The sequence below is a fragment of the Streptomyces sp. NBC_00247 genome (genome assembly GCF_036188265.1).
In the GTDB taxonomy this organism is placed as follows: Bacteria; Actinomycetota; Actinomycetes; order Streptomycetales; family Streptomycetaceae; genus Streptomyces.
This window is the reverse complement of the sequence record NZ_CP108093.1, coordinates 1,093,196-1,113,946: the sequence shown is the minus strand read 5'-3', so window position 1 is coordinate 1,113,946 and position 20,751 is coordinate 1,093,196. Positions and strand designations below refer to the sequence as shown.

At 70.5% G+C, this 20,751-nt stretch carries 18 protein-coding genes and 1 pseudogene; 11 read left to right on the top strand and 8 right to left on the bottom strand.

The genetic code is table 11. The features are described from left to right. Positions 1-17: 17 nt before the first annotated feature. The gene (locus OHT52_RS04450) at positions 18-1,319 is read right to left on the bottom strand and encodes an ABC transporter substrate-binding protein (RefSeq protein ID WP_328718811.1); all 1,302 of its coding nucleotides are present in this window, start codon (positions 1,317-1,319) and stop codon (positions 18-20) included. 140 nt (positions 1,320-1,459) lie between these two features. Here OHT52_RS04450 and OHT52_RS04445 point away from each other — a divergent pair, with 140 nt between their 5' ends. After that, on the top strand, positions 1,460-2,488 hold the full coding sequence (locus OHT52_RS04445) for a LacI family DNA-binding transcriptional regulator (RefSeq protein WP_328718810.1): 1,029 nt from the start codon (positions 1,460-1,462) through the stop codon (positions 2,486-2,488). Between the two features lie 37 nt (positions 2,489-2,525). Here OHT52_RS04445 and OHT52_RS04440 read toward each other — a convergent pair whose 3' ends face one another. Further along, complete coding sequence (locus tag OHT52_RS04440; RefSeq protein WP_328718809.1) at positions 2,526-2,915, bottom strand: discoidin domain-containing protein; 390 nt, start codon at positions 2,913-2,915, stop codon at positions 2,526-2,528. 33 nt (positions 2,916-2,948) lie between these two features. Here OHT52_RS04440 and OHT52_RS04435 point away from each other — a divergent pair, with 33 nt between their 5' ends. Beyond that, positions 2,949-3,416 (top strand): GNAT family N-acetyltransferase, encoded by a 468-nt coding sequence (locus OHT52_RS04435; RefSeq protein ID WP_328718808.1) that lies wholly within the window; start codon positions 2,949-2,951, stop codon positions 3,414-3,416. A 62-nt stretch (positions 3,417-3,478) separates the two neighbouring features. After that, positions 3,479-3,751 (top strand): hypothetical protein, encoded by a 273-nt coding sequence (locus tag OHT52_RS04430; protein WP_328718807.1) that lies wholly within the window; start codon positions 3,479-3,481, stop codon positions 3,749-3,751. Between the two features lie 27 nt (positions 3,752-3,778). On the opposite strand, the gene OHT52_RS04425 is transcribed toward OHT52_RS04430, so the two are convergent. The 4 genes from OHT52_RS04425 to OHT52_RS04410 form a co-directional block, all read right to left on the bottom strand. Continuing rightward, positions 3,779-5,005, bottom strand: coding sequence for an ROK family transcriptional regulator (locus OHT52_RS04425; RefSeq protein WP_328718806.1), 1,227 nt, complete (start codon positions 5,003-5,005; stop codon positions 3,779-3,781). 9 nt (positions 5,006-5,014) lie between these two features. Further along, positions 5,015-6,292 carry a sugar ABC transporter permease gene (locus OHT52_RS04420; protein ID WP_328718805.1) on the bottom strand — a complete coding sequence of 426 codons (1,278 nt, stop codon included), beginning with the start codon at positions 6,290-6,292 and terminating at the stop codon, positions 5,015-5,017. Further along, positions 6,289-7,065, bottom strand: coding sequence for an ATP-binding cassette domain-containing protein (locus OHT52_RS04415; RefSeq protein WP_328718804.1), 777 nt, complete (start codon positions 7,063-7,065; stop codon positions 6,289-6,291). Before OHT52_RS04415 ends, OHT52_RS04420 begins: the two co-directional genes overlap by 4 nt. 110 nt (positions 7,066-7,175) lie before the next feature. Continuing rightward, positions 7,176-8,270, bottom strand: coding sequence for a sugar ABC transporter substrate-binding protein (locus tag OHT52_RS04410; protein WP_328718803.1), 1,095 nt, complete (start codon positions 8,268-8,270; stop codon positions 7,176-7,178). 1,045 nt (positions 8,271-9,315) lie between these two features. On the opposite strand from OHT52_RS04410, the gene OHT52_RS04405 reads away from it, so the two are divergent. Beyond that, positions 9,316-10,374, top strand: a complete 1,059-nt coding sequence (locus tag OHT52_RS04405; RefSeq protein ID WP_328718802.1) for a vWA domain-containing protein — start codon at positions 9,316-9,318, stop codon at positions 10,372-10,374. Between the two features lie 253 nt (positions 10,375-10,627). Further along, a complete protein-coding gene (locus OHT52_RS04400; RefSeq protein ID WP_328718801.1) occupies positions 10,628-11,371 on the top strand; it encodes a DUF4328 domain-containing protein in 744 nt (247 codons plus the stop codon). A 76-nt stretch (positions 11,372-11,447) separates the two neighbouring features. Here the strand turns inward: OHT52_RS04400 and OHT52_RS04395 are convergent, their stop codons facing one another. Continuing rightward, a complete protein-coding gene (locus tag OHT52_RS04395) occupies positions 11,448-12,008 on the bottom strand; it encodes a hypothetical protein (protein ID WP_328718800.1) in 561 nt (186 codons plus the stop codon). Positions 12,009-12,061: 53 nt separating this feature from the next. Here OHT52_RS04395 and OHT52_RS04390 point away from each other — a divergent pair. The 3 genes and pseudogenes from OHT52_RS04390 to OHT52_RS04380 form a co-directional block, all read left to right on the top strand. Next, a pseudogene (locus OHT52_RS04390) lies at positions 12,062-12,586 on the top strand (flavodoxin family protein); the annotation flags it as partial. Positions 12,587-12,963: 377 nt separating this feature from the next. Next, positions 12,964-14,184, top strand: a complete 1,221-nt coding sequence (locus OHT52_RS04385) for an MFS transporter (protein WP_328718799.1) — start codon at positions 12,964-12,966, stop codon at positions 14,182-14,184. Between the two features lie 429 nt (positions 14,185-14,613). Then, on the top strand, positions 14,614-15,174 hold the full coding sequence (locus tag OHT52_RS04380; protein WP_328718798.1) for a hypothetical protein: 561 nt from the start codon (positions 14,614-14,616) through the stop codon (positions 15,172-15,174). 591 nt (positions 15,175-15,765) lie between these two features. Here OHT52_RS04380 and OHT52_RS04370 read toward each other — a convergent pair. Continuing rightward, on the bottom strand, positions 15,766-16,350 hold the full coding sequence (locus tag OHT52_RS04370; protein ID WP_328718797.1) for a TetR/AcrR family transcriptional regulator: 585 nt from the start codon (positions 16,348-16,350) through the stop codon (positions 15,766-15,768). Positions 16,351-16,541: 191 nt separating this feature from the next. Between OHT52_RS04370 and OHT52_RS04365 the strand changes: the two genes are divergently transcribed. From OHT52_RS04365 to OHT52_RS04355, 3 genes are all read left to right on the top strand, one after another. Next, positions 16,542-17,624 carry a hypothetical protein gene (locus tag OHT52_RS04365; protein ID WP_328723610.1) on the top strand — a complete coding sequence of 361 codons (1,083 nt, stop codon included), beginning with the start codon at positions 16,542-16,544 and terminating at the stop codon, positions 17,622-17,624. A gap of 256 nt (positions 17,625-17,880) precedes the next feature. Continuing rightward, positions 17,881-20,322: a CHAT domain-containing protein gene (locus OHT52_RS04360; RefSeq protein ID WP_328718796.1), complete on the top strand. Its 2,442-nt coding sequence runs from the start codon at positions 17,881-17,883 to the stop codon at positions 20,320-20,322. 62 nt (positions 20,323-20,384) lie between these two features. Continuing rightward, positions 20,385-20,714, top strand: a complete 330-nt coding sequence (locus OHT52_RS04355) for a hypothetical protein (RefSeq protein ID WP_328718795.1) — start codon at positions 20,385-20,387, stop codon at positions 20,712-20,714. The last annotated feature ends 37 nt before the right edge of the window (positions 20,715-20,751 follow it).

Genomic DNA, 20,751 nt, shown 5'->3' with positions numbered 1-20,751 from the left:
CGGATGGTGGAGCGCGGTCAGGAGGTGGGCAGGCCCTGCATCGCCTTGATGAAGCCGTCCACGTCGATCCCGCCGTTGAAGAACTGCTGCACCGCGGTCGACAGGGCCGTTCCGGCGGTCTGCGGGTACGCCTGGTCCCAGGAGAGCTGGAAGGAGGGCGCGTTCTTGACGAGGTCGTACTGGAAGTGCGCGTAGTCGGGGCTGGCGGCGGTGTCCAGCTGCGCTTCGGTGTTGGTCGTGGTCGGCAGGTTGCCGATCGAGAGCTGCGCCTTCACGAACTGGTCGGAGTACATGAGCTTCAGGAACTCGGCGACCTCCTCCGGGTGCTTGGTCTTCTTCAGCACGGAGTAGAAGTTGTTGGTGTTGCCGACGATGTCGGTCGGGGCACCCTTGCCGCCGTCGACGCTGGGGAAGGCGCTGTAGTCGAGGTCCGACTTGGCGAAGTCGGGCTGGGAGTCCTGGAGGGTCGAGTACTCCCACGAACCCATCAGTTCGAAGGCCGCCTTGCCGGTGGCGAGCAGCGTGGGCGAGCCGCCGTCGGTGAACTTCACGGAGTCGAAGTTGGTGCCGAAGGCGCCGGCGTCGATGAGCTCCTTGAGCTTGTTGAGCGCCGCCTTGCTGTCGTCGGTCGCCCAGACGTCCTTGTCACCCTTGATGGCCTTCTGGATGAGCTCGGGGCCGGCGACACGGTCGAAGAGGTACTCGAACCACATCAGCGTCGGCCACTTGTCGCCGCCGCCGAGGGCGATCGGGGTGACGTCCTTCGACTTGAGGACCTTCACGGCGTTCAACAGCTCGTCCCAGGTCTTGGGGGCTGCCAGGCCGTTCTCCTTGAGCACCTTGCTGTTGTTGAACATCAGCACCGGCTGCGTACCGCGCATCGGGACGCCGTAGGCCTTGCCGTCCACCACGGTGCTGTTGAACACGGACGGGAGGAAGTTGTCCTTGAGTCCCGGGTCCTTCGCGATGAAGTCGTCCAGCGGGAGGAGCAGTCCGGCGTCGACGAAGGGCTTGATGCTGCCGCCGCCCCAGTTGAAGAAGACGTCCGGCGCCTGCTTGCTGTTGATGATCGTCTGGAGCTTGGCCTGGTAGTCGGCGCCCGGGATGGTGTCCAGGACCACCTTGACCTTCGAGGTCTTGTTGAAGGTGGCGACGAGCTGGTTCTCCACCTTGTTCGTGGCGTCCCCGTAGACCAGTACGTGGATCTTGTCGCCGCCGGACGCGGAGTCGTCCCCTCCGCAGGCCGCCAGGGACAGCGACATGGCCATGACGGCCCCGCCGACAACCGCGGTACGTGGGAGCCGTGTGCGTCGCGTCATCGTCTCGCCTCTCGAAAATGTTTCGGCTTCATTACCGAAACTTCATGCGTCGGGACGCTAGGGCTCGGCGACTGGAGGGGTCAACCCTCGCGGCTCAAGTTGCTGATTTGTTATCTCTGTTGGCCAATTGTTCGTGCCCTATGCTTCTCACCATGCGCGATGACGAGAACGTGGGCCGCATCACCCTTGCCCAGGTGGCCCAACAGGCCGGCGTCTCCATTTCGACAGTTTCGAAGGTGCTGAACGGCAGACAGGACGTTGCCGCGCCGACCCGGGTCAAGGTGGAACGCCTGCTGGAGACGCACTCCTACCGGCGGACGACCCGCTCCGCCCGCGAGGCCCCGCTGATCGAGCTCGTCTTCCACGAGCTGGAGAGCATCTGGGCGATGGAGCTCATCAAGGGCGTGGAGAACGTGGCCAAGCTCCACGGGGCCGGTGTGGTGCTCACCGAGAGCGGTACCCGTCACTCGCCGAGCCCCGAGTGGATCGAAGGGGTGCTCCAACGCCGCCCGCTCGGTGTGGTGCTGGTCTTCTCGGCGCTCCCGGTGGAGTTCAAGCAGCAGCTGCGGTCCCGGTCGATCCCCTTCGTGATCATCGACCCGGCCGGCGACCCCGAACCCGACGTCCCCTCGGTCGGTTCGGCGAACTGGAGCGGCGGCCTCGCCGCGACCCGCCACCTCATCGAGCTGGGCCACCGCCGGATCGGCATCATCACCGGCCCCGAGGACATGATCTGCTCCCTCGCCCGGCTGGACGGCTACCGCTCCGCGATGAGCATGGCCGGCCTGGAAGCCTCCTCCGACCTGGTGCTCTACGGCGACTTCCACGTCGAAGGCGGCTACGACCGGACGATGGAACTGCTCGCCCTGCCCGACCCGCCCACCGCGATCTTCGCGGGCAGCGACCTCCAGGCGCTCGGCGTGCTCGAAGCGGCGCGGGTCAGCGGACTGCGCGTCCCGCACGACCTCTCCGTGGTCGGGTTCGACGACGTGCCGATCGCCCGCTGGTCCAGCCCCGCCCTCACCACCGTCCACCAGCCGCTGCGGCAGATGGCCGAGGAGGCGGTCCAGATGCTGGTACGGCTCCGCGACGAAGTCCCCATGACCACGCGCATGGAGCTCGCCACGAGCCTCGTCGTACGCAACAGCACGGCCGCTCCCCGGGATTGAGGAGCGGCCGCGCCGGGTGGTTCGGTGAAGGCGACCGTCAGCGGGGGTCGGTGCAGGCGCGGACGTCCGCCACGCTCCACCAGTTGCCGGCCGACGCGGTGAGCGTCAGCCGGACGTAACGCACCTGGCGGTGGGGGAGGTCGACGGTGGTGAACTGACCGGCGCCCGGAGCGTCGGTGACCACGTCGGTCCAGTGTGTGCCGTCGGTGCTCACCGACGCCGTGTAGCCGCGCGGGTAGTCGCCGGTCGATGAGCCGGTGTCGAAGACCACCCGGTCCGCCCGGCCCTTCTTGCCCAGGTCGACCTGGAGGTACTGACCGGGGGCCTGCGCCGCGCCCGAGGAGAAGCGGGTGCTTGCGTCGTCGTCGACGGCGTCCGCCGCCGTGCCCGTGGTGGAGGTGGAGGCGGTCCAGCCCGCCGGGGCCACCGGCGTGCCGTCCGTGCCCGAGACGCGGCCGGAGTGCCAGACGAAGTCGGCGAGCGCGCCGCCCGGCAGCGTGTACGTCAGATAGCGGTCGCCCTCACGGACGGCGAAGGTCTGCGGGTCGTCGCTCTCGTCGCCACGGCCGACGACGTACCCGCCCTGGTACGGCTCCGAGGGCTGATGCTGGCCGACATGGGGGTGGCGGTCGGGCCGCGGGGCGCGCGCGTCAGCGGCGCGGCCGGCGCCTGCGACCACCGCGCCCCCGGGCCCAGCAGTCTCAGCGGCCTGCGCGGGCACGTCTTCAACGTCAGCACCGAACCGGTCGCCCGCCGCAAGGGCTACGCGCGCGCCTGCACCGAGGAGTTGCTGCGCTGGTTCGCCGAGGAGACCGAGGTGACCATGGTCGACCTCAACGCGACAGCGGACGGAGCGGGCCTCTACGAGTCCCTCGGCTTCGAGGTCCCGCGCTCCCCCACGATGCGGATCCGGCTCGGCTCCTCGTAGTCACCGCTCCTCCCGCGACCAACGAAGGGTCTGCGCGGCCCCGTTCGGGGCAGGAGTCCCCCATGGCATCGATGAGGCGTGTGGCTCTGGCTCCCCGGGCGCTGCGGCAGTTGCGGCGGGTACGCTCCGTCTACCTGGTGGGCGCCCTGCTGTCCCTGCTGGTCCTGCTCACCCGGGATGAGGACCACGCGGTCCGCGGGGGAGGGCAGTTGGAGATCGCGGGCGTCCTCCTCGGCGTGTTCACCGTGCTGTTCGGAATCACGCTCGCGCAGCTGTGGCGCCACCGGCGCACCCCGCACTGCGCCACCGCCCGGAAACTGACGCGGTCCGCCTGAGACCGTCCCGCTTTCGGAGCCGGCCGGCTATTCGACGAGTGCCCCCTGCCCGTCGAGCCGGGCCAGGACCTCCAAGGGGTTGTCCAGGCTCTCCGAGAAGGCGAGTTCGGCGGCGCCGATCAGCACCGTGGCGTCGCCCAGCTCGCAGACCCGCAGCCGGAGGTTCTCGCGGGAGGCCCGCAGCGCGGTCGTGTTGATGCGGCTGCGTACCTGCGCCGCCGCGCCGAGGAAGACGTCCCGGAGCACACCGCCGAAGACCACCGTTCCCGGGTTGAAGACGTTGACCAGGTTGGCGACCCCGACACCGAGCCAGTCGCCGACGCGGTGCAGAGCGGCGCGGGCGACGACGTCCCCCCGGTCGGCGGCGTCGATGACGGCGCGTACCGTGTCGTGGCCCGGCGTACGGACGTCACGCCGGGCCGCCTCCAGCAGGGCACGGGAACCGGCTTCGGCTTCCAGGCAGCCGATGGCGCCGCAACCGCAGCGTCTGCCGCCGTGCGGGTTCACGATCATGTGGCCGACCTCGCCGCCGTACCCGTCGTCGCCGCGCAGCAGCCGTCCGTCCACGATGACGCCGGCCCCGATGCCGATGCCGCCGTGCAGGTAGACGAGGTTCCGGCAGCCGACTCCGGCACCGCGCAGGTGCTCGGCGAGGGCCGCTACGTTGGCCTCGTTGCCGATGGTGACCGGGACGGAGATGCCGAGGCGGTCGGCGAGCTGAGCGCCGAAGTCCTCCTCCTCCCAGCCCAGGTTGGGAGCGAAACGGACCAGCCCGTCGGGGTGGCGGACGATGCCGCGCACCGCGACCCCCACGCCGACGCAGTGGCTGCCGGGCGGGGTGGCGGCCAGCATCCGCCGGGCCGCCCCCGTGAGTGCGTCCGCGACCTCGCCGGGGCGTTGGGGGCCCGCCCCCGGCCAGGGGATCTCGCGCCGGTCCAGGAAGAGGCCGCCCAGGCCGATGCGGGCGGCCGTCAGACGGTCGACACCGATGTCGAACGCCAGGACGTACGCGCGTGCGGAATCGGGCCGTACGACCAGCGAGGGCCGTCCCGCCCGGCCGGTGTCGCGCGGGAGTTCCTCGCGCACGAGGCCGGCGGCGGTGAGTTCACTGACCAGGCCCAGCACGGTGCTGCGGTTGACTCCCATGCGCTCGGCGAGAACGGTCCGGGAGGCAGGGCCGCCGAGATGGACGTGGCGCAGCAGCGTACTGAGGTTGTGCCGGCGGATTTCCTCCTGGGAAGGACCGGCTTTCATCTGTGAACCTCATCGTTGCGTGGCGCGGCGGCGGGACAGCGCGTCCACCCCCGCGGCCACCAGCAGCACTGAACCGGTGACAGCGTACTTGACGCCCGAGCTGTACCCCATGAGGCCCATACCGTTCTGGATCACGGCGACCACCATGCCTCCCAGCACGGCGTCGACGACGCGTCCACGACCGCCGAACAGACTGGTGCCGCCGATGACCGCGCTGCCCACCGCGAGCAACAGGACGTTGCTGCCTCCGGTGTTCGGGTCCACCGAGTTGCCGCGGGAGGCGGCGATGATGCCGCCGACAGCCGCCATCGCCGAGCAGATGACGAAGGCGGCGACACGGATGTACGCCACGTTGATGCCCGCCCGGCGGGCCCCCTCCGCGCTGCCGCCCACCGCGTAGACGTGCAGTCCGAAGGAGGTGCGCTGGAGCACGAACGTGCCGATGACCAGCAGGGCGCCGATGACCGGCACCACGATGGGCACGCCCTTGAGCGAGTCGACCATGACGTTGCGGCTGCGTTCCTGGTTGAGCAGGTACACAGCCAGGCCTCCGAGCACGACGGCCGTACCCAGGCGCAGGGCGATCAGGACGATCGGCGCGGTGGTGAGTCCGCGGGCCCTGCGGTTGCTGTTCGCGCGGAACAGGACCCCCGCGTAGGCGGCGACGCAGAGGGCGAGCAGTACCCAGCCGAATGCGGGGCTGAGGTTGTCGTTGGCGATGGCGAGGATCGTCTCGTCCCTGATCGAGATGTTGGTGCCCTCCTTGAGGAGGATCAGCACGATTCCCTGGAATCCCAGGAACGCGGCCAGGGTGACGACGAAGGACGGAATCCCGATCTTGGCCACCAGGATGCCGAGGAGCAGGCCGATGGCCACCCCGGTCAGCATCGCGGCGGCCACCGCCCCGTACCAGGGCCACCCGTGGTTGGTGAGGAGGATGGCCAGCACGGCCGCGCAGACACCGCTGGCGTAGCCGGCGGAGAGGTCGATCTCGCCGAGCAGGAGGAGGAAGACCAGGCCCATGGCGATGACGATGCTGCCCGCGCCCTGCGTCAGCAGGTTGGCGAAGTTGAGTTCGGTCAGGAACACCGGGCGCAGGATCGCGAAGAACGCGCAGAGGACGACCAGGCCGAGGACGGCGGGGAGCACGCCCAGTTCGCCGCCGCGCACCCGCTCGACGTAGGCGCGGGCGAGAGCGCCGATGCCGGACGCCTCGGTGCGGGCGTCCGCGCCGGGTGCTCCGGGCTTTCCGCGTCCTTCCGGCTTTTCGGGCGCGAGGGCGGTCATGTGGTGGCTCCGTTGGTGTCGGCGAGGCCCAGGTCCCCGCTGCGGCCTGCGGTGATCAGTTCCACGACCTGGGCGTGCGTCACGTCCGAGGTCTTGACCTGGGCGGCCATCCGGCCCAGGTGGAGGGCGGCGATCCGGTCGGACACCGCGAAGACGTCGTTCATGTTGTGCGAGATCAGGACGACGCTGAGGCCCTTGTCGGCGAGCCTGCGGACGAGTTCGAGGACCTGCGCGGTCTGCGCGACGCCGAGCGCCGCGGTCGGCTCGTCGAGGACGACGACCTTGCTGTTCCACAGCACGGCCTTGGCGATGGCCACGGTCTGCCGCTGTCCGCCGGAAAGGCTGGAGACCTTCTGCCGGACCGACTTCACCGTACGGACGGACAGGCTCTTCAGCGTTCTGGCGGCCATCTCCTCCATCGTTCCGCCGTCGAGGACGATGCCGCGGCGCTTCTCCCGTCCGAGGAACATGTTCTGGACGATGTCGAGGTTGTCGCAGAGCGCGAGGTCCTGGTAGACGATCTCGACGCCCAGGGAGCCGGCGTCGCGCGGGCTGTGCACGTGGACCGGCTTGCCGTCGAAGAGGTACTCACCCGAGTCGATCGGATGGATCCCGCCGACGCACTTCACCAGGGTGGACTTGCCGGCGCCGTTGTCACCGACCAGGGCGGTCACCTCCCCCGGGTAGGCGGCGAAGTTCACGTCGTGCAGCACCTGTACCGCGCCGAAGCTCTTGTCGATCCCGCGCAGTTCGAGGATCGGGGTCGCTGTCATGGGTGGACGGCTCCTTACGGGTCGTTGCGCCGCGGGCCCCGGCCGGAGGGCGGGTCCGGTCTTGGGCCGGGGCCGTACGGACGGGCCGGGACACCCCGGCCCGGTCTGGTCTACTTGACGCCGTACTTGGCGCACAGGGCGGCGTAGGTGCCGGTGCACAGATCGGCCGCGGTGACGTAGCCGTCGGCCACGACGTCCTTGACGTTGTCCCGGTAGATGGCCACCGGGGTCTCCAGGACCGCGGGGACGTCACGGTTGCCCTCGGGGTCGTGGGCTGTGGCGTTGGTCTGCCCCTTCTCGCCCTTGGCCAGGCTCACCGCGAGCTCGGCGGTGGCGTCCGCCTCCTTCTTCACCGCCTTGTAGACCGTCATGCACTGGTCACCGGCCAGGATGTTCTGCAGACCCTGGACGGTGGCGTCCTGACCGGTGACGGGCACCTGGCCGTTGCGGTGGTTCTTGCGCAGCACGGCGATGGCGGCGTTGCCGAGGCCGTCGTTGGCGGCCAGCACCCCGCCGATCTTGGGCTCGCTGGTCAGCATCTGCTCGAAGATGGTCCCGGCCTGGGCGTTGTCCCAGTCCGGAACCGACTGGTTGGGGCCCTTGGTGTAGTCGCCCGAGGCGTACTTCGGGTCGAGGACGCTGTTGTACCCCTCGGCGAACAGCGTGGCGTTGTTGTCGGTGGGGGAGCCGTTCAGCTCGGCGACGACCGGCTTGTCGGCCTTCATGTCGGTCAGGCACTTGCCGAGACCCTCGCCCTGGAGCTTGCCGACAGCGGTGTTGTCGAAGCTCACGTAGTACGCGGCGGAGCCGCCGAGGGTCAGCCGGTCGTAGTCGATCGTGGCCACGCCCTGCGACTTGGCCTTGTCGAGAACGGCCTTGCCGGTACCGCTGTCCAGGTTCACGATCACCAGGACGTTGACCCCGTTGGTGATCATCTGGTCGGCGATGGTCTGGAACGCCTGCTTGTCGCCTTCCGCGTTCTGGATGTCGTAGTCCACGCCCGCCGCCTTGAACGCCGCGGTCAGCAGCGGGCGGTCCGCGTCCTCCCACCGGGCCGACGACTTGCTGTCGGGAAGGATCACGCCGATCTTCGGCTTCTTGGCACCGTCGCCGGCGTCGTCGCCTCCCGAGGAGGAGTTGCCGCATGCGGCGAGCGAGGTCATGAGCACCACGGAGGTGGAGGCGAGGAGGATTCCCTTGCGCATCGGAAGGGCCCCTTTCTGGGGTACGGCCGTCCAGCGCCGCTCGCACGGGTCGGCAGTGATGGATGTGCTCCGGCAACGCGACGAACCTGCGGTGCGTCTGCGGGCGTTGAATGTTGTGGGCGGCAACATACGCGGGTCGGCGGACTCGCCACCAGACCCCCACAACCATGGCCCGGTTACGATCGGGTCACGCCGCGGCGCTCGGCCGGTAAACACCTTGATCGCCCTCAACTCCCTTGCCCCGAGGGCTCGTCACGTCTGCGGCGGCGACTCCTCGCGGGTGGGTCGTCCCGCCCCGGGCGATGCCGTGGGGCGGGATCGCGGCCCTGGTGCTCTCCTGCCGTCCGCCGCGCGATGTCCGAAATGTTTCGATCTTGACATGACAAGAATCGACTGGTCTTCTCTGGGGCGTCGGACCCCGTCGACCCCGTTCGAGCGCATGTCCGACTCCGGGCTTCCGCGGGGTGTGCGAAGAGGGCGAGGGGGCTGGTCGTGACCATGGGCGCGGACTCGACGGAGGCGGAGGCGGAGGCGACCGCTCCCGGGCGGGTGTCCCGGGGTCGGGCGGTCGTCGCGGTGGCCGGGCTGGCGCTCGCGCTGTTCGCGTTCGCCACGGTCGAGGCCCTGCCGGTGGGGCTGCTGCCGCAGATCGCGCACGGCCTCGGGGTGTCGCTGCCGTCGGTGGGCTTCCTGGTGACCGGGTACGGCCTCGTGGTGATGGCGACCGCCATCCCGTTGACCGCGGTGACCCGGCGGATCCCGCGCCGCCGCCGCCGGGCTCGTGCTGCTCCTCGCCGAGGAGCCCCTCGGCCGCCTCCTGGGCCGGCCGATCGGCGCCGGGGGAGTGCGGGCCGCCTTCCCCGCACCCGGTTCGCCCCGTGCGGCGGGAGGAGAGCCGGCGCTGGGACCGGCCGGCCCATTGCCCCCGCAAAGCGGACCGGACCCTTCATCGGGCGCTGGGTGACCGTCCGTCATCCGCCGCTGTCAGTGGCTCCTCCTAGTGTTGGAGCATCACTCGGGGAGCTTCCGAAGGGGGAGGCGAAGCATGTCCGCCAACAAGATCCAGCACAAGGTGAACCATGTCGCGCTGGTCGTGGACTGTTCGGGTTCGATGCGTCCGCACCAGGCACAACTCGTGCGCGTCGTCGACGAGTTCGTGGCAGGTCTGAAGGCCGAGTCGGACAGCCTCGGTCACGAGACCCGGATCAGTCTCTACTCCTTCGACCACCGGGTGGAGAACCTCGTCTGGGACATGGACGTGAAGCATCTGCCGTCCATGCGGGGCCTGTACAAGGTCAACAACGGTGCCACCGCACTCATCGAGGCCTCGCTGAAATCCCTGGACGACCTGGGGCACATCTGGGAGGAGTACGGCGAGCACAGCTTTCTCCAGATCGTCGTGACGGACGGCGAGGAGAACGCCTCCGGCGGCGACCGGCGGCACGACGGTGACATGAGGATCCTCGGCCCCTGGCTCGACCGGATCACGGCGAAGATGGGCGGCCTTCCGGGCCACTGGACCTCCGCGATCCTCGTCCCGAACTCCCTCGCCAAGCGCACCGCCCAGAACTACGGCTTTCCCGCCGGCAACATCGCCATCTGGGACGCCGACTCCACGGAAGGCGTCGAGGAAGCGATAGGCACCGTGCGCGCCGCCGCCACCAGCTTCCTCCGGGGCCGCGAACAGGGCGTGCGGGGCACGAAGAACCTCTTCGCCGTGGGTCAGGACATATCGGTGGACGAGGTGCGGGCGAGTCTGGAACCGATCGCGGCCGACAAGTACCGGCTCCTGAAGGTCGACAAGGAGACCGAGATCCGGTCCTTCGTCGACTCGCACCCGGGTGTCTCCTACCAGCGCGGTTCCTGCTACTACCAGTTGGGCGCCCGGGTCCAGGTTCAGCCCGACAAGGAAGTCATCGTGGTCGAGAAGGACACCGACCGCGCGTACACCGGCGACGCCGCGCGCAGCATGCTGTTCGGGACCGGTATCCACGGCACCGTCTCCGTGAAGGCGGGCAACAACCCCCAGTTGGAGGTGTACGTACAGAGCCGCTCGGTGAACCGCAAGCTCAAGGCGAGCACCCGCCTCCTCATCATGCTCTGAGCTCGGCGGAGGAGAGCCCGAAGTCCGCCGTGCGGTCGCCCGTCCCCGGGGCACGGCTGCCGTGGAAGTCCGTCGGTCCGGTCCGAAGCTTCGGTTTCGAATTGATTGGACGTTCCTCCCGTGAGCGCGTACTTTCCATCTGCCTGCTCGTTCGACGAGGCGAAGGGCTGTCCCGCGATTCGTCGCGCATCCGCCAAGGTGCGGAACAGCCCTGAGCCTCCCTTTCTCCGAAGTGGTCCGGGGGGACTCTGTCGTGTCCGATTTCTCTGCGTTTCCCGAACAGTCGCTCCCGTACGGCGTCCCGCCGTACCGGGCCCCGGCCCGTGCCCCGGAGGGCTTGCTGAAGGCGGTCGTCGCGCTGCTGGGCCTGGTGGCGCTCACCGACCTCTTCGCCGTGTTCGCCGACCTGAAGATCGTGAACCTGGTCGGCGACGGCACGGTCTTCGTCGCCGCCTCCACCGACGATCTCGATGCCGCGGACACCCTGTACGCCGCCGCCGGACTCCTCCAGATCATCGCGTTCATCGCCTGCGCGGTCGTCTTCCTGGTCTGGTTCTTCCAGATGCGCAAGTACATCGGGTCCCTGGCGCAGGACGCCTTCGAGCAGAGCGCCGGATGGGCGATCGGCTCGTGGTTCATCCCGTTCGGTGCGCTGTGGATGCCCTTCCGTATCGCCAAGCAGATGTGGAACGCCGCCACCCGGACCTCCGGCTCCGAACCGGCGCGGTACCCGTCCTCCTGGCCGGTGGGGCTGTGGTGGAGCCTCTTCGTCCTCTCGGCCGTCGCCGGACGGATCGTCGCCGGGGGGTACGACGACGCCGGTTCGCTCATGGAGCTCAGGGACGCCGTCATCAAGATCGCGGTGGTCGACGGCCTGGACGCCCTCGCCGCCGCGGCCGCGGTGTACTTCGCCATCCGACTGTCCGCCCTGCACCGCCGGCCCGCCCCGGAGTCCGGCTCCCCGTTCCCGGACCGGCCGGGCGTGGCCGCCGCCTGAGGGCTCTCCCCGCAGCCCCGGGCCGGGACCGCGGGGGCCCGCGTGTGAGCGGGCGCGGCCCTCGTCGAAGCCGCCGTCAGTGGCTGACGGCGGCCTTCACCACGGCGACGACCAGCCCGATCGCGGCGTCGAGCGCACCGGCCAGCAAGGCGACCGCGGCGCCGTTGCCGAGCCGTACTCCTCCGTACCAGCCCCAGCCGAAGAGACCGGCCACGCTGACGCCGGCCGCCGCGAACAGCGCGGTCTCCAGGTGCATCACGCCCAGAGCGGCGGCACCGATCAGGATCAGCGGACCGGCGGCGGAGAGCAGCAGCGGGCTGCTGACCCACAGCATCCGGCGCAGCTCCGCCCGGGTGGCGATCCGGCCGTGCACCGTGCGGTGCGCCTGCTCGTCGGCGACGAGCGTCGCCAGCCAGAGGCCGATGGCGGCAGCGGCCACACTCGCCGCCGCCCCCGCCGGGGTGGGGTGCTCGGCGGCCGACAGGCCGATCACCACGGAGATCATGGTGATCGTCGCGTACAGCCGTTCCTTGAGCCAGCTCAGCCACTCGGCGGGCTGCCCCGCGTCCCTGGCCGCTCCGCCTTCGGCAACGCCGGCCGGGCGCGGGCCGCGCCCCTCGGTGCTCTCGTGGGCCATGCGGTCAGCGTAGATTTCGGGCCACCCGATCCGAGGACCCCTCGGGGTCGTGTCGCCGGGGCCGGTACCGCAGGACGGCGCGCCCCTCTTGCGGCCGGACGGCCCGGGAGGCAGGGTTCGTCGCTGTGGCCACCCTGCTGATCGTCCATCACACACCTTCGCCGAACTGCCAGGCGCTCTTCGAAGCCGTCGTCTCGGGGACGGCGGCGGACGGCATCGAGGGCGTGCGTGTCGTGCGGCGCGCGGCCCTCGCCGCCACGGCTTCCGACGTGCTCGCCGCGGACGGCGTACTGCTCGGCACCCCGGCGAACCTCGGATACGTCTCCGGTGCTCTCAAACACTTCTTCGACCAGATCTACTACCCGTGCCTGGACGCCACGCGGGGCCGTCCCTTCGGCTACTGGGTGCACGGCGGCAACGACGTCACCGGCGCCGTACGCGCGATCGAGTCGATCACCACCGGCTTGGGGTGGCGGCGTACGGCGGACCCCGTGACTGTCACCGGAGAGCCGGCCAAGTCCGACGTCGAAGCCTGCTGGGAACTCGGCGCGACCGTCGCTGCGGGCCTGACGGACTGAGAGCCGGGCCGTCCGCGCCCGATGCCGGTCAAGACGTGAAGTCCTTCATGCCGATGCCGATGCCGATGCCGATGTCGAGTGGTGTGGTGAGGCCGACGCGTTCCGCGCCGTATGCCCGCGCGATCCGGGCCGTCTCGGACGTCGCCGCTCGACGGGCCGGCTACCGCGCTCCGACCACGGTGTGCCCGACGAGGGTGAACCGGCCCGGAGGGGGCCTGGCGGCGAGGGCTGTCCCGCACTCCCTGGCGGAAGCGCTCCGGTCGGCGCGAGCACCACGGCCGTGGACGCGAAGGTTCGCACCGGCTGCCCACGCGAGGATCACCGGATGCGTCCGACCTGGTATGTACGTTCGTACGCTTCGGCGCTAGGGTCTCCCCATGACTGTCGACATACCGGTCCGGCTGCCTGCCGCAGACCGGCGGGCCCGTGCGGCCGTGGCCGTGCTGTTCCTGACCAACGGGGCTCTTTTCGCCAACCTCCTGCCGAGGTACCCGCAGATCAAGGCCGAACTCGGCATGAGCAACGCGGTCTACGGCCTGGCAGTGGCGGCCTTCCCGACCGGGGCCCTGGTGGCCGGACCGGTGGCCGGGGCGCTCGTCCGCAGGTTCGGCTCGGCCCGGGTCGCGGTCGCCGGCACGCTGCTGACCGGGGTGGGTGTCCTCGCCGCGGGTCTCGCGGGCGCGATGCCGCTCTTCGCGGCGGCGCTGTTCCTGGCCGGGGCGATGGACGCGATCACGGACGTCGCGCAGAACGCGCACGGTCTGCGCGTACAGCGCCGCTACGGGCGCTCCCTCATCAACTCGTTCCACGCCATCTGGTCGATCGGTGCCGTCGCGGGTGGTCTCATGGCCGCCGGCGCCATGGCGCTGGACCTGACGCGCGGGCAGCACCTGTCCGTATCGGCCGTCGTCTTCTCCGTCGCCGCCCTCTTCGCGCTGCGCCACTGCTTGCCCGGTCCGGACAACGAACCCGCACCCGCCGACCTTCCGGCCGAACAGGTCCGCCCCTCGGTCACCACGCGGCGCGGCACCGCGTACGTACTGGCCGCCCTGGTCCTCATCGCCACCGCCGGAACGCTCGTGGAGGACGCGGGCAACTCCTGGGCCGCCCTCTACCTCTCCGACTCCCTGCGCGCCTCGGCCGCACTCGCCGCCACGGGCTACATTGCCCTGGTCGGCGCCCAGTTCGTCGGCCGCATCATCGGCGACCGGCTCGTCGACCGGTTCGGGCAGCGGGCAGTCGCCCGTACCGGCGGCGTGATCACCGCGCTCGGCATGGGCCTGGCGCTGGCCGTGCCCACGCTGCCCGGAACCGTACTCGGGTTCGCCGCCGCCGGATTCGGTGTGGCGACCCTCGTTCCTGCGGCCATGCACGAGGCGGACAACCTCCCCGGCCTGAAGCCCGGTTCCGGCCTGACGATCGTCTCCTGGCTCATGCGCCTCGGCTTCCTGCTCTCCCCGCCGGTCGTCGGCCTGATCGCCGACGCCACCAGCCTCCGTCTCGGCCTGCTGGTGGTCCCCCTGGCGGGAGTGCTCACGGTCCTCCTCTCCGGCGTCCTCCGGCCACGGCGTACCGCCGGGGTCGAGGCGGGCGCTTAGCCGCGTGACGCCCCGCGCCCCGTGCGCGGCACCCCTGCGCAGCAGCGCCCCGTGCGTCGCGCCCCGCCTCGGCGGGGACGGGACCGCGCGGGGCGCTCCCGCGTCCTGCTCGGTGCCTGGCCCCTCGTCCGCGGGCGAGGGCACCCGCGCGCCCGGCGAAGGCTTCAGCCGACTCCTGGTTCGTCACGGTCCGGGGCCCCTGGAGCGCGGGGCCGACGGCCCGTCAGGACGCCCGCCGCTGCCCTGTCGTGGGGGTGGCGCGGACGCAAGGGAGAACGTTCGGTCTTGACAGGGCGCAGAGCCCTTGCCGCTCTAATGAGGCAGAACGTTCGGTCTCGTCGGTGGTCTCCGGTGTTCCGGGGCGCCGTCCGGCGTCGAGCGAACCGTTCTCTCCTGTGCGCGTCCACCGAAAGCTGAAGAGGGATCACCATGAGTGCCATTGCTGCTCCGTCCGCCATCGCCGGGACGGCTTCCGTCCTGCGGCGGCTCTACCTCGTCCGGTTCGTGTTCGCCATCGTCTGGGCGCTCGTGATGTTCACGACGGCGGACGAGATCACTCCGGTGGGGGCCGTGCTGCTGGTGCTGTACCCGTTGTTCGACGTGGGTGCCGCCGTGGTCGACGCGAGGTCGTCGCGCACCACGGGATCGCCGGTACCGCTCTACGTGAACATGGCGGTCAGCCTCGTCGCGGCCGTCGGTGTGGCCGTCGCCTGCGCATCCGGCATTCCGGCCGTACTGGGCGTGTGGGGAGCCTGGGCGATCGTGTCCGGGCTGGTCCAGCTGATCGTCGCCGTGCCCCGACGCACGCTGGGTGGCCAGTGGCCGATGATCCTCAGCGGAGCCGTCTCGGCCCTGGCCGGGGCGTCCTTCGTCGCATCCGCCGGCGCGGACGACCCCGCGCTCACCAACGCGATCGGCTACGCCGTCCCGGGCGGCGTCTTCTTCCTCGTCTCGGCCCTGCGCCTGGGCCGCAAGGCCAAGGAGGACTGACGTGGGCGTCCACGTCCCCTTCCACGACGTCGTACGGGTCGCGCTCGTACCGTGAGGCCGGACCCTCCGCCTGCCGGAGACCCGGCCGACCCGCTGCCCTGCCGACCCGCCGCCGCTCCGCCGACTCCGACCGCCGAAAGGGCCACACCCGTGCGCATCCGTATCCCGCGTCGTCACGGCCCACCTCTCCAGCTGCCCGGCCACCGTCGACGGCCCCGGAGTGCCGGTCGGCCATTCCCGCGGCGGCGCCGTGATCACCCACGCGGCGGCTGCTGCCCCCGAGTTCGAGGCCCTGGTGTACGTCGCCGGTGATGTCGACCGGACCACGGCCGCGAATCCGGCGGGGCGCAGCGGCCCGCGAACGCCGGGGCGGTGTCCGACCCCGGCGGGGGCCACCGCGTTCGGGCCTACGGCGTGGACCGGCCGTGCCGGCTCGTCACGGCCGGCGCCGACCGGGAGCCGAGGTGCCGGGAGCCACCGTGCCGGGAGCCAACGGTGCCGGGAGCCCACGGTGCCGGGAGCGGCGAACCGGCGCGGGGCGAAGAGCGGAACGGACACGGTGTGACCGGCGGCCGGTCGCCCCCCGGCCCGTCAGGTGGAGAGGGCTCGGAGGAGTCCCTCGACGCCTCGCAGGAAGGTTTCGGAGACCGACGCGGGGTCGGTCAGGCAGCCGGAGGCCATCGCGCCGTCCCGGAGCATGACGAGATGGCGGCCGGCGGGCTCGGCGGCCGGGTCGCCGGTCTCGGCCAGCAGCCCCGTGACGGTGTCCAGGAACCACTGGCGGTGGGACAGGACAGCCCGGTGGACCGGGTGGTCGGCATCGGGGTACTCGGCCGCCGCGTTGAGGAAGGCGCACCCCCGGAATCCCGGGGACACGATGCCCGCGGTTATGGTCCGGCAGACGGCGCGGATCTTGTCCGCCGGCGCCTGCTCGGCCGCCTGGGCGGCATCGGCGTACGCCCGGAGTTCCCGGTCGGCCTGGTCGAGGTACGCGAGGACGAGGTCTTCCTTGCCCGTGAAATGCCGGTACAGCGTGGCGCGGGTGACCTGCGCCTCTGTCACGATCCGGTCGATGCCGACGGAGTGGATTCCCTCCGTGTAGAAAATTCTGGTCGCGGTGTCGAGCAGCCGCGCTCTCGCTTCCGACGGGCCTCGTCCTTTTGCGTTCGGGTTCATATGCCCAGGTTAGCGCGAGGAAGAATGGTCGTTCCGCCCTCTGGCTGGGCGGTAACGGTCGTACCGGACCGGCAGCCCGGAGGGAGGCTGGGCGGGGGCTGATGGTGTACTTCGGATGCCTGCGCGAGCGGGCGGCCCCGGCGCCTCCGGCCCGCCTCGCCACCGCACCCCGACACCTGGAGAGCGCGCTCATGTCCCGCACCACACCCCAGCGCCCCCTCGACGTGGAGGCGGCCTTCCCCGCTCTCGCGGACCACCGGCGCACCGCCACCAGGCTGCATCCCCGTCACGGCACGCCGACGGTGCGGGAAAGCTCCGTGGCGGGCCCCATGCTGTGGCCGGCCGACGAACCGTGGCCCGTGTGCACGACCGCACACCCGAAAGGCACCGGTCACCTGCTCTCCGACGTGCGATTGCGACGCCGGATCGTGGAGGACGCGCGGGGACGCGACCACACCGAGGAGGAGCGGCGGCTGCTCGACGGCATGACCCGGGGCGCCCACGCCCCGGACCTGCGCGACGACGCCCCCCTGCCGATGCTCGCCGTGGCCCAGCTCTTCGCCGAGGACGTCCCGGATCTCGTGGGGCCCGGAGGCCACGACTTGTTGCAGGTCTTCTGGTGCCCCTTCGAGGTGCACGGGGCCGGCCGCACGATCGACGTCGTGCTCAGATGGCGGCGTTCGGCCGAGGTCGCCGCCGTGCTCTCGCCGCAGCCCGAGCCGACGGTGGTCGGGCGTCCGGAATGCGTGCCGACCACGTGTGCCGTACACCCCGAACAGGTCCTCGAACACGAGTACTTCGGGCTGCTGGACGAGGAGCTCCAGGAAGAGGTCTCCGCGTGGGAGGAAGAACTCGCCGAGGACGCGCGGGAGGACACCGACGGCTCCTCCTTCTCGTCGGCGAGTCACGCCACGTACGAGGAGTACGAGGCGGCGATGGCCGCCGCCGGGGCCGAAGAGCCGGACGGGCCCGACTACATGAGCGACCTGTCGATCGCACCCGGTTGGAAGGTCCGGGGCTTCGCCTCCTGGCACCTGACCGAGCCTGCCCCGGTCGACTGCCCGGTGTGCGGAGCGGCGATGCCGCCCCTGCTCACCGTGGACAAGTGGGAGTGCGACGGCGCCTCACGCAGCTGGCTGCCGCACGAAGACCAGGACGCCCACAGCGACCCACGCGTCATCGACCCGGTCGGTGTCTACCTCGGCCGCGGCCTGATGCGCGTACACACCTGCCCGGTCGATCCGGCCCACCCGCACCGGCTCAGCTTCCAGTAGGCCGCCCACGCTCGGGTGGGGGCCTCGCGGGTGGGGCCGCATCCGATCCGGAGGACAACTCGACTGCTTCGAGGCCGACTTCGCGGTCAGTCGAGGACCGGTGATGCCCGGTTCAATCCGGCACTTCTCGCATTCCGGCCTCCTCGGCCACCGCGGGACGGCATGATTTCGGTAACTGCTCCATTGCCGCACCTCGGACGTTCCACACCCGGAATCTCCCGGTGGCGTAAGGGGAAGCGGGGACTTCGGGGGATGCATGAGGTCAGCGGCGTACGCCCGTCTGCTCGTCGTCGCGGGACGCCTCGGGCGGCGTCGGCTGCGAGCGGACCGAGGGGCGACTCCCGGCATCAGACGGATCGCGGCACTCGTCGACGCCGCTCTGGAACGTGGTACGGACCTGCCACAGGCGCTCCGCAGTGACCTCGTGGAACTTGACGGGTTCCTCGGCGGGGTGGTGAAAGCCGACGCCGAGGACTCGGGCAACGCGGGACTCTCCTACGTGCTGTCGATACTGATCCGCAGCACCGAACAGCCTCCTCGGCCCGACCTCGTTCCCGACCGGCATCTGGCGACCCTCCACGAACTGCTGGGGCGCGAATACGTGCGGTTCGCCGACTGGGCCACCGCGGAGGAGTGCTTCGCAGGGGCCGCGCTCCACTGGCGTACCGCGCGTCATGCGCGCCGCACCTTCTGCCAGATGGTCGTCCTCGCCATGAAGGCGGGGGACCGGGACGGCGCGCTCACGCATCTGAAGGTGATCGAGGGAGCGAGTCACGGAGCTTCCGCCGTCTTCCACCGGATCGCCGCACGGGTGCTGGACGAGACGCCGGGCGTGGGCGCGGATGAGGTCGCCGGGATCGAGCAGGTGCGCAAACTCGGCATCATCACCTATACCTACCTGGTCTCCTGTCTCGCGGAGCGCCTTGCCGAGGACGCTCAGCCGGAACGCGCGCTCGGGCTTCTGACCTCGGCGAACGCGCGGCTGGCAGCGGAAGGAGCCGACTCCTGGCTGGTCGGGGAGCTGGAGCAGCGGTCCGCGACCATCTGGGTGGCCATGGGCCGGCACGAAGAAGGACTCGATCTCGCCCTCGCCGCCTGGGCGAAGCTGGACGCTCCGCGTTACCGTGCCTGCTCGCACGCACAACGCGCCTCCCTCTGGGCCAACTTCAGCCCGTCGAGGTATGCGGCACTGACAGCGGTGACAGCCCTCGGAGACGGCCGGGCGGTGGCCGAACTCATCGAGTCCTGCCGCCTCCAGTCCATGATCGGAACGATCGTCGAGGCCGACACCGAGGAGGAGACCAAGAAGCTCGCGGACAGCGGGATCAGCACAGAACCGGAGCCGGCCGACGAGACGGAGAGCGACGGGCCACTCGTCTCCCGAGCCGTCTTCACCGCGCTCAACGACGCCTTCGGCGCCACCTTCCTGCGATTCCCCTCACCCGTGTCCTTTCAGGGTGCGGCCCTTCTCATGCCTCACTACAGCAGCGTGCTGCCCACCGGGAGCGCACACGCACTCGTGCCTCGATCACTGGACGAGGCGCTGCCCGAAGGCTTCTTCTGGTCCTCGCACATCGAGAACGGGTTCCTCTTCTGGTTCGCCGCCCAGGACGCGGAGCCGATCGGGTACGGCGCGGAGGACCTACGGCTGCGGGACCGTGTCAAACCGGTACTGCTGGGCTTGGCCGGGCAGTCGCAGGCGGCCGAACCGAAGAGCTGGAGCCTGTTCCCCCGCAAGCGCGGCCCCGGTGACTACTACGAGCCCTACACGCACCTGGAGAGCTGGAAGTCGGCGGAAGAACAGATCATCACCCGCACGATCGGCGATCTGCTGCCGCCGCCACTGGTCACGGCACTGAGCGCGGCGACGGGGCCCGATCCGGTGCGGCTGACGATCTCGGCAGCGCGCGAACTCGCCTGCGTGCCGTGGCCGATCGTGATGGTCCCGGGAAGTGAGGAGCGGTTGGTGGAACGGGCCGCTCTGCGGATGTGGACCTCCGCTCCGACTCAGCTCGTGCGCTCGGCGCGGAGGAGCCGGCCGGACTCTTCCCCCGTACCGTTCCTTCTGGCATGCGACAACCCGGACGGGACGCTGCGCGAGCGGACCTCGGAATCGGTGGTGCGGAGCGCGGCCACCCTGCTGGAAGCGGCGGGGTCCCCGGCGCCCGCCACCAAGGAATCCCTGCTCCAGGCACTCCACCAGATCGGGCCGTCGACCCGGGGGCTGTTCTTCTACCGCGGGCACGCGGTGCACGACGCCGATCCGGCGTGGTCGGCCCTTCCACTGGCCGGGGACGACCACCTGAGTTCGGGGGAACTGTTCGGCAGCCTCGACGACGGCACACCCTTCCTGCCCATGCCCGAACGCGTGGTTCTGTCGTGCTGCTCCAGCTCAACCGCCTCGTCCCTCGGAGGCGAGGCCATCGGGCTCGCGGCCGGCGCCATCCAGTCGGGTGCCGACCAGGTGATCGCCACGTCCGTGGACCTTCTCGACACGTCGTTCACCGAGGTGTTCGAAGACCTGATCGTGGAGGACATGCTCGCCCGGCCGCAGGACGATCACGTGGACCTGCTGAGGAGGCTTCAGCTGCGGATGCTCAACGAATGGAAGATCTGTTCCCTGCGGGGGACCACCGACTCCGGCGACGACATCCGTGACCCGCACCCCGTCATCTGGGCCTCCTACCAAGCGTACTGACACCCCTGCGGCGATCCACCCACGTCACACCGCCGCCCCGGAACGAACGAAAGGGACTCCCCTTGATTGCCGTAGCCATGCCGTCCGAACTCGCCGACGCCCTGGTGGGGCAGAGACTGGCGATCCGCCCCGGCACTCGCGGCTCCGCCGCCGAGATCGCCCTGATCGGAGTCACCGTGGCCACGACCACCGTCAGCCTCCTCCAGGGACCGGACACCTTCCTCAGGCTCACGGAGATCATCCAGCACACCTTCGGCAGGCGCACCGGCATCACCGTCCAGATCACGGCCAGGGGCGAGAAGGTCAGCATCGAGATTCCCGCCGACAGCACGGTGGACGTCGCCACCGTGGCCCGACGGATCCAGGACGCCCTGACGGAGGACGACGACTGACCCCGAAGCCGACACGACCGCCGGCGCGTGCCCGAGG

Bases quoted from the DNA above. Each gene is read 5' to 3' on its own strand.
- OHT52_RS04410 (WP_328718803.1), bottom strand. From the start codon at position 8,270: ATGCGCAAGGGAATCCTCCTCGCCTCCACCTCCGTGGTGCTCATGACC.
- OHT52_RS04415 (WP_328718804.1), bottom strand. From the start codon at position 7,065: ATGACAGCGACCCCGATCCTCGAACTGCGCGGGATCGACAAGAGCTTC.
- OHT52_RS04420 (WP_328718805.1), bottom strand. From the start codon at position 6,292: ATGACCGCCCTCGCGCCCGAAAAGCCGGAAGGACGCGGAAAGCCCGGA.
- OHT52_RS04445 (WP_328718810.1), top strand. From the start codon at position 1,460: ATGCTTCTCACCATGCGCGATGACGAGAACGTGGGCCGCATCACCCTT.
- OHT52_RS04365 (WP_328723610.1), top strand. From the start codon at position 16,542: ATGTCCCGCACCACACCCCAGCGCCCCCTCGACGTGGAGGCGGCCTTC.
- OHT52_RS04395 (WP_328718800.1), bottom strand. From the start codon at position 12,008: ATGGCCCACGAGAGCACCGAGGGGCGCGGCCCGCGCCCGGCCGGCGTT.
- OHT52_RS04380 (WP_328718798.1), top strand. From the start codon at position 14,614: ATGAGTGCCATTGCTGCTCCGTCCGCCATCGCCGGGACGGCTTCCGTC.
- OHT52_RS04430 (WP_328718807.1), top strand. From the start codon at position 3,479: ATGGCATCGATGAGGCGTGTGGCTCTGGCTCCCCGGGCGCTGCGGCAG.
- OHT52_RS04405 (WP_328718802.1), top strand. From the start codon at position 9,316: ATGTCCGCCAACAAGATCCAGCACAAGGTGAACCATGTCGCGCTGGTC.
- OHT52_RS04450 (WP_328718811.1), bottom strand. From the start codon at position 1,319: ATGACGCGACGCACACGGCTCCCACGTACCGCGGTTGTCGGCGGGGCC.
- OHT52_RS04360 (WP_328718796.1), top strand. From the start codon at position 17,881: ATGAGGTCAGCGGCGTACGCCCGTCTGCTCGTCGTCGCGGGACGCCTC.
- OHT52_RS04370 (WP_328718797.1), bottom strand. From the start codon at position 16,350: ATGAACCCGAACGCAAAAGGACGAGGCCCGTCGGAAGCGAGAGCGCGG.
- OHT52_RS04425 (WP_328718806.1), bottom strand. From the start codon at position 5,005: ATGAAAGCCGGTCCTTCCCAGGAGGAAATCCGCCGGCACAACCTCAGT.
- OHT52_RS04385 (WP_328718799.1), top strand. From the start codon at position 12,964: ATGACTGTCGACATACCGGTCCGGCTGCCTGCCGCAGACCGGCGGGCC.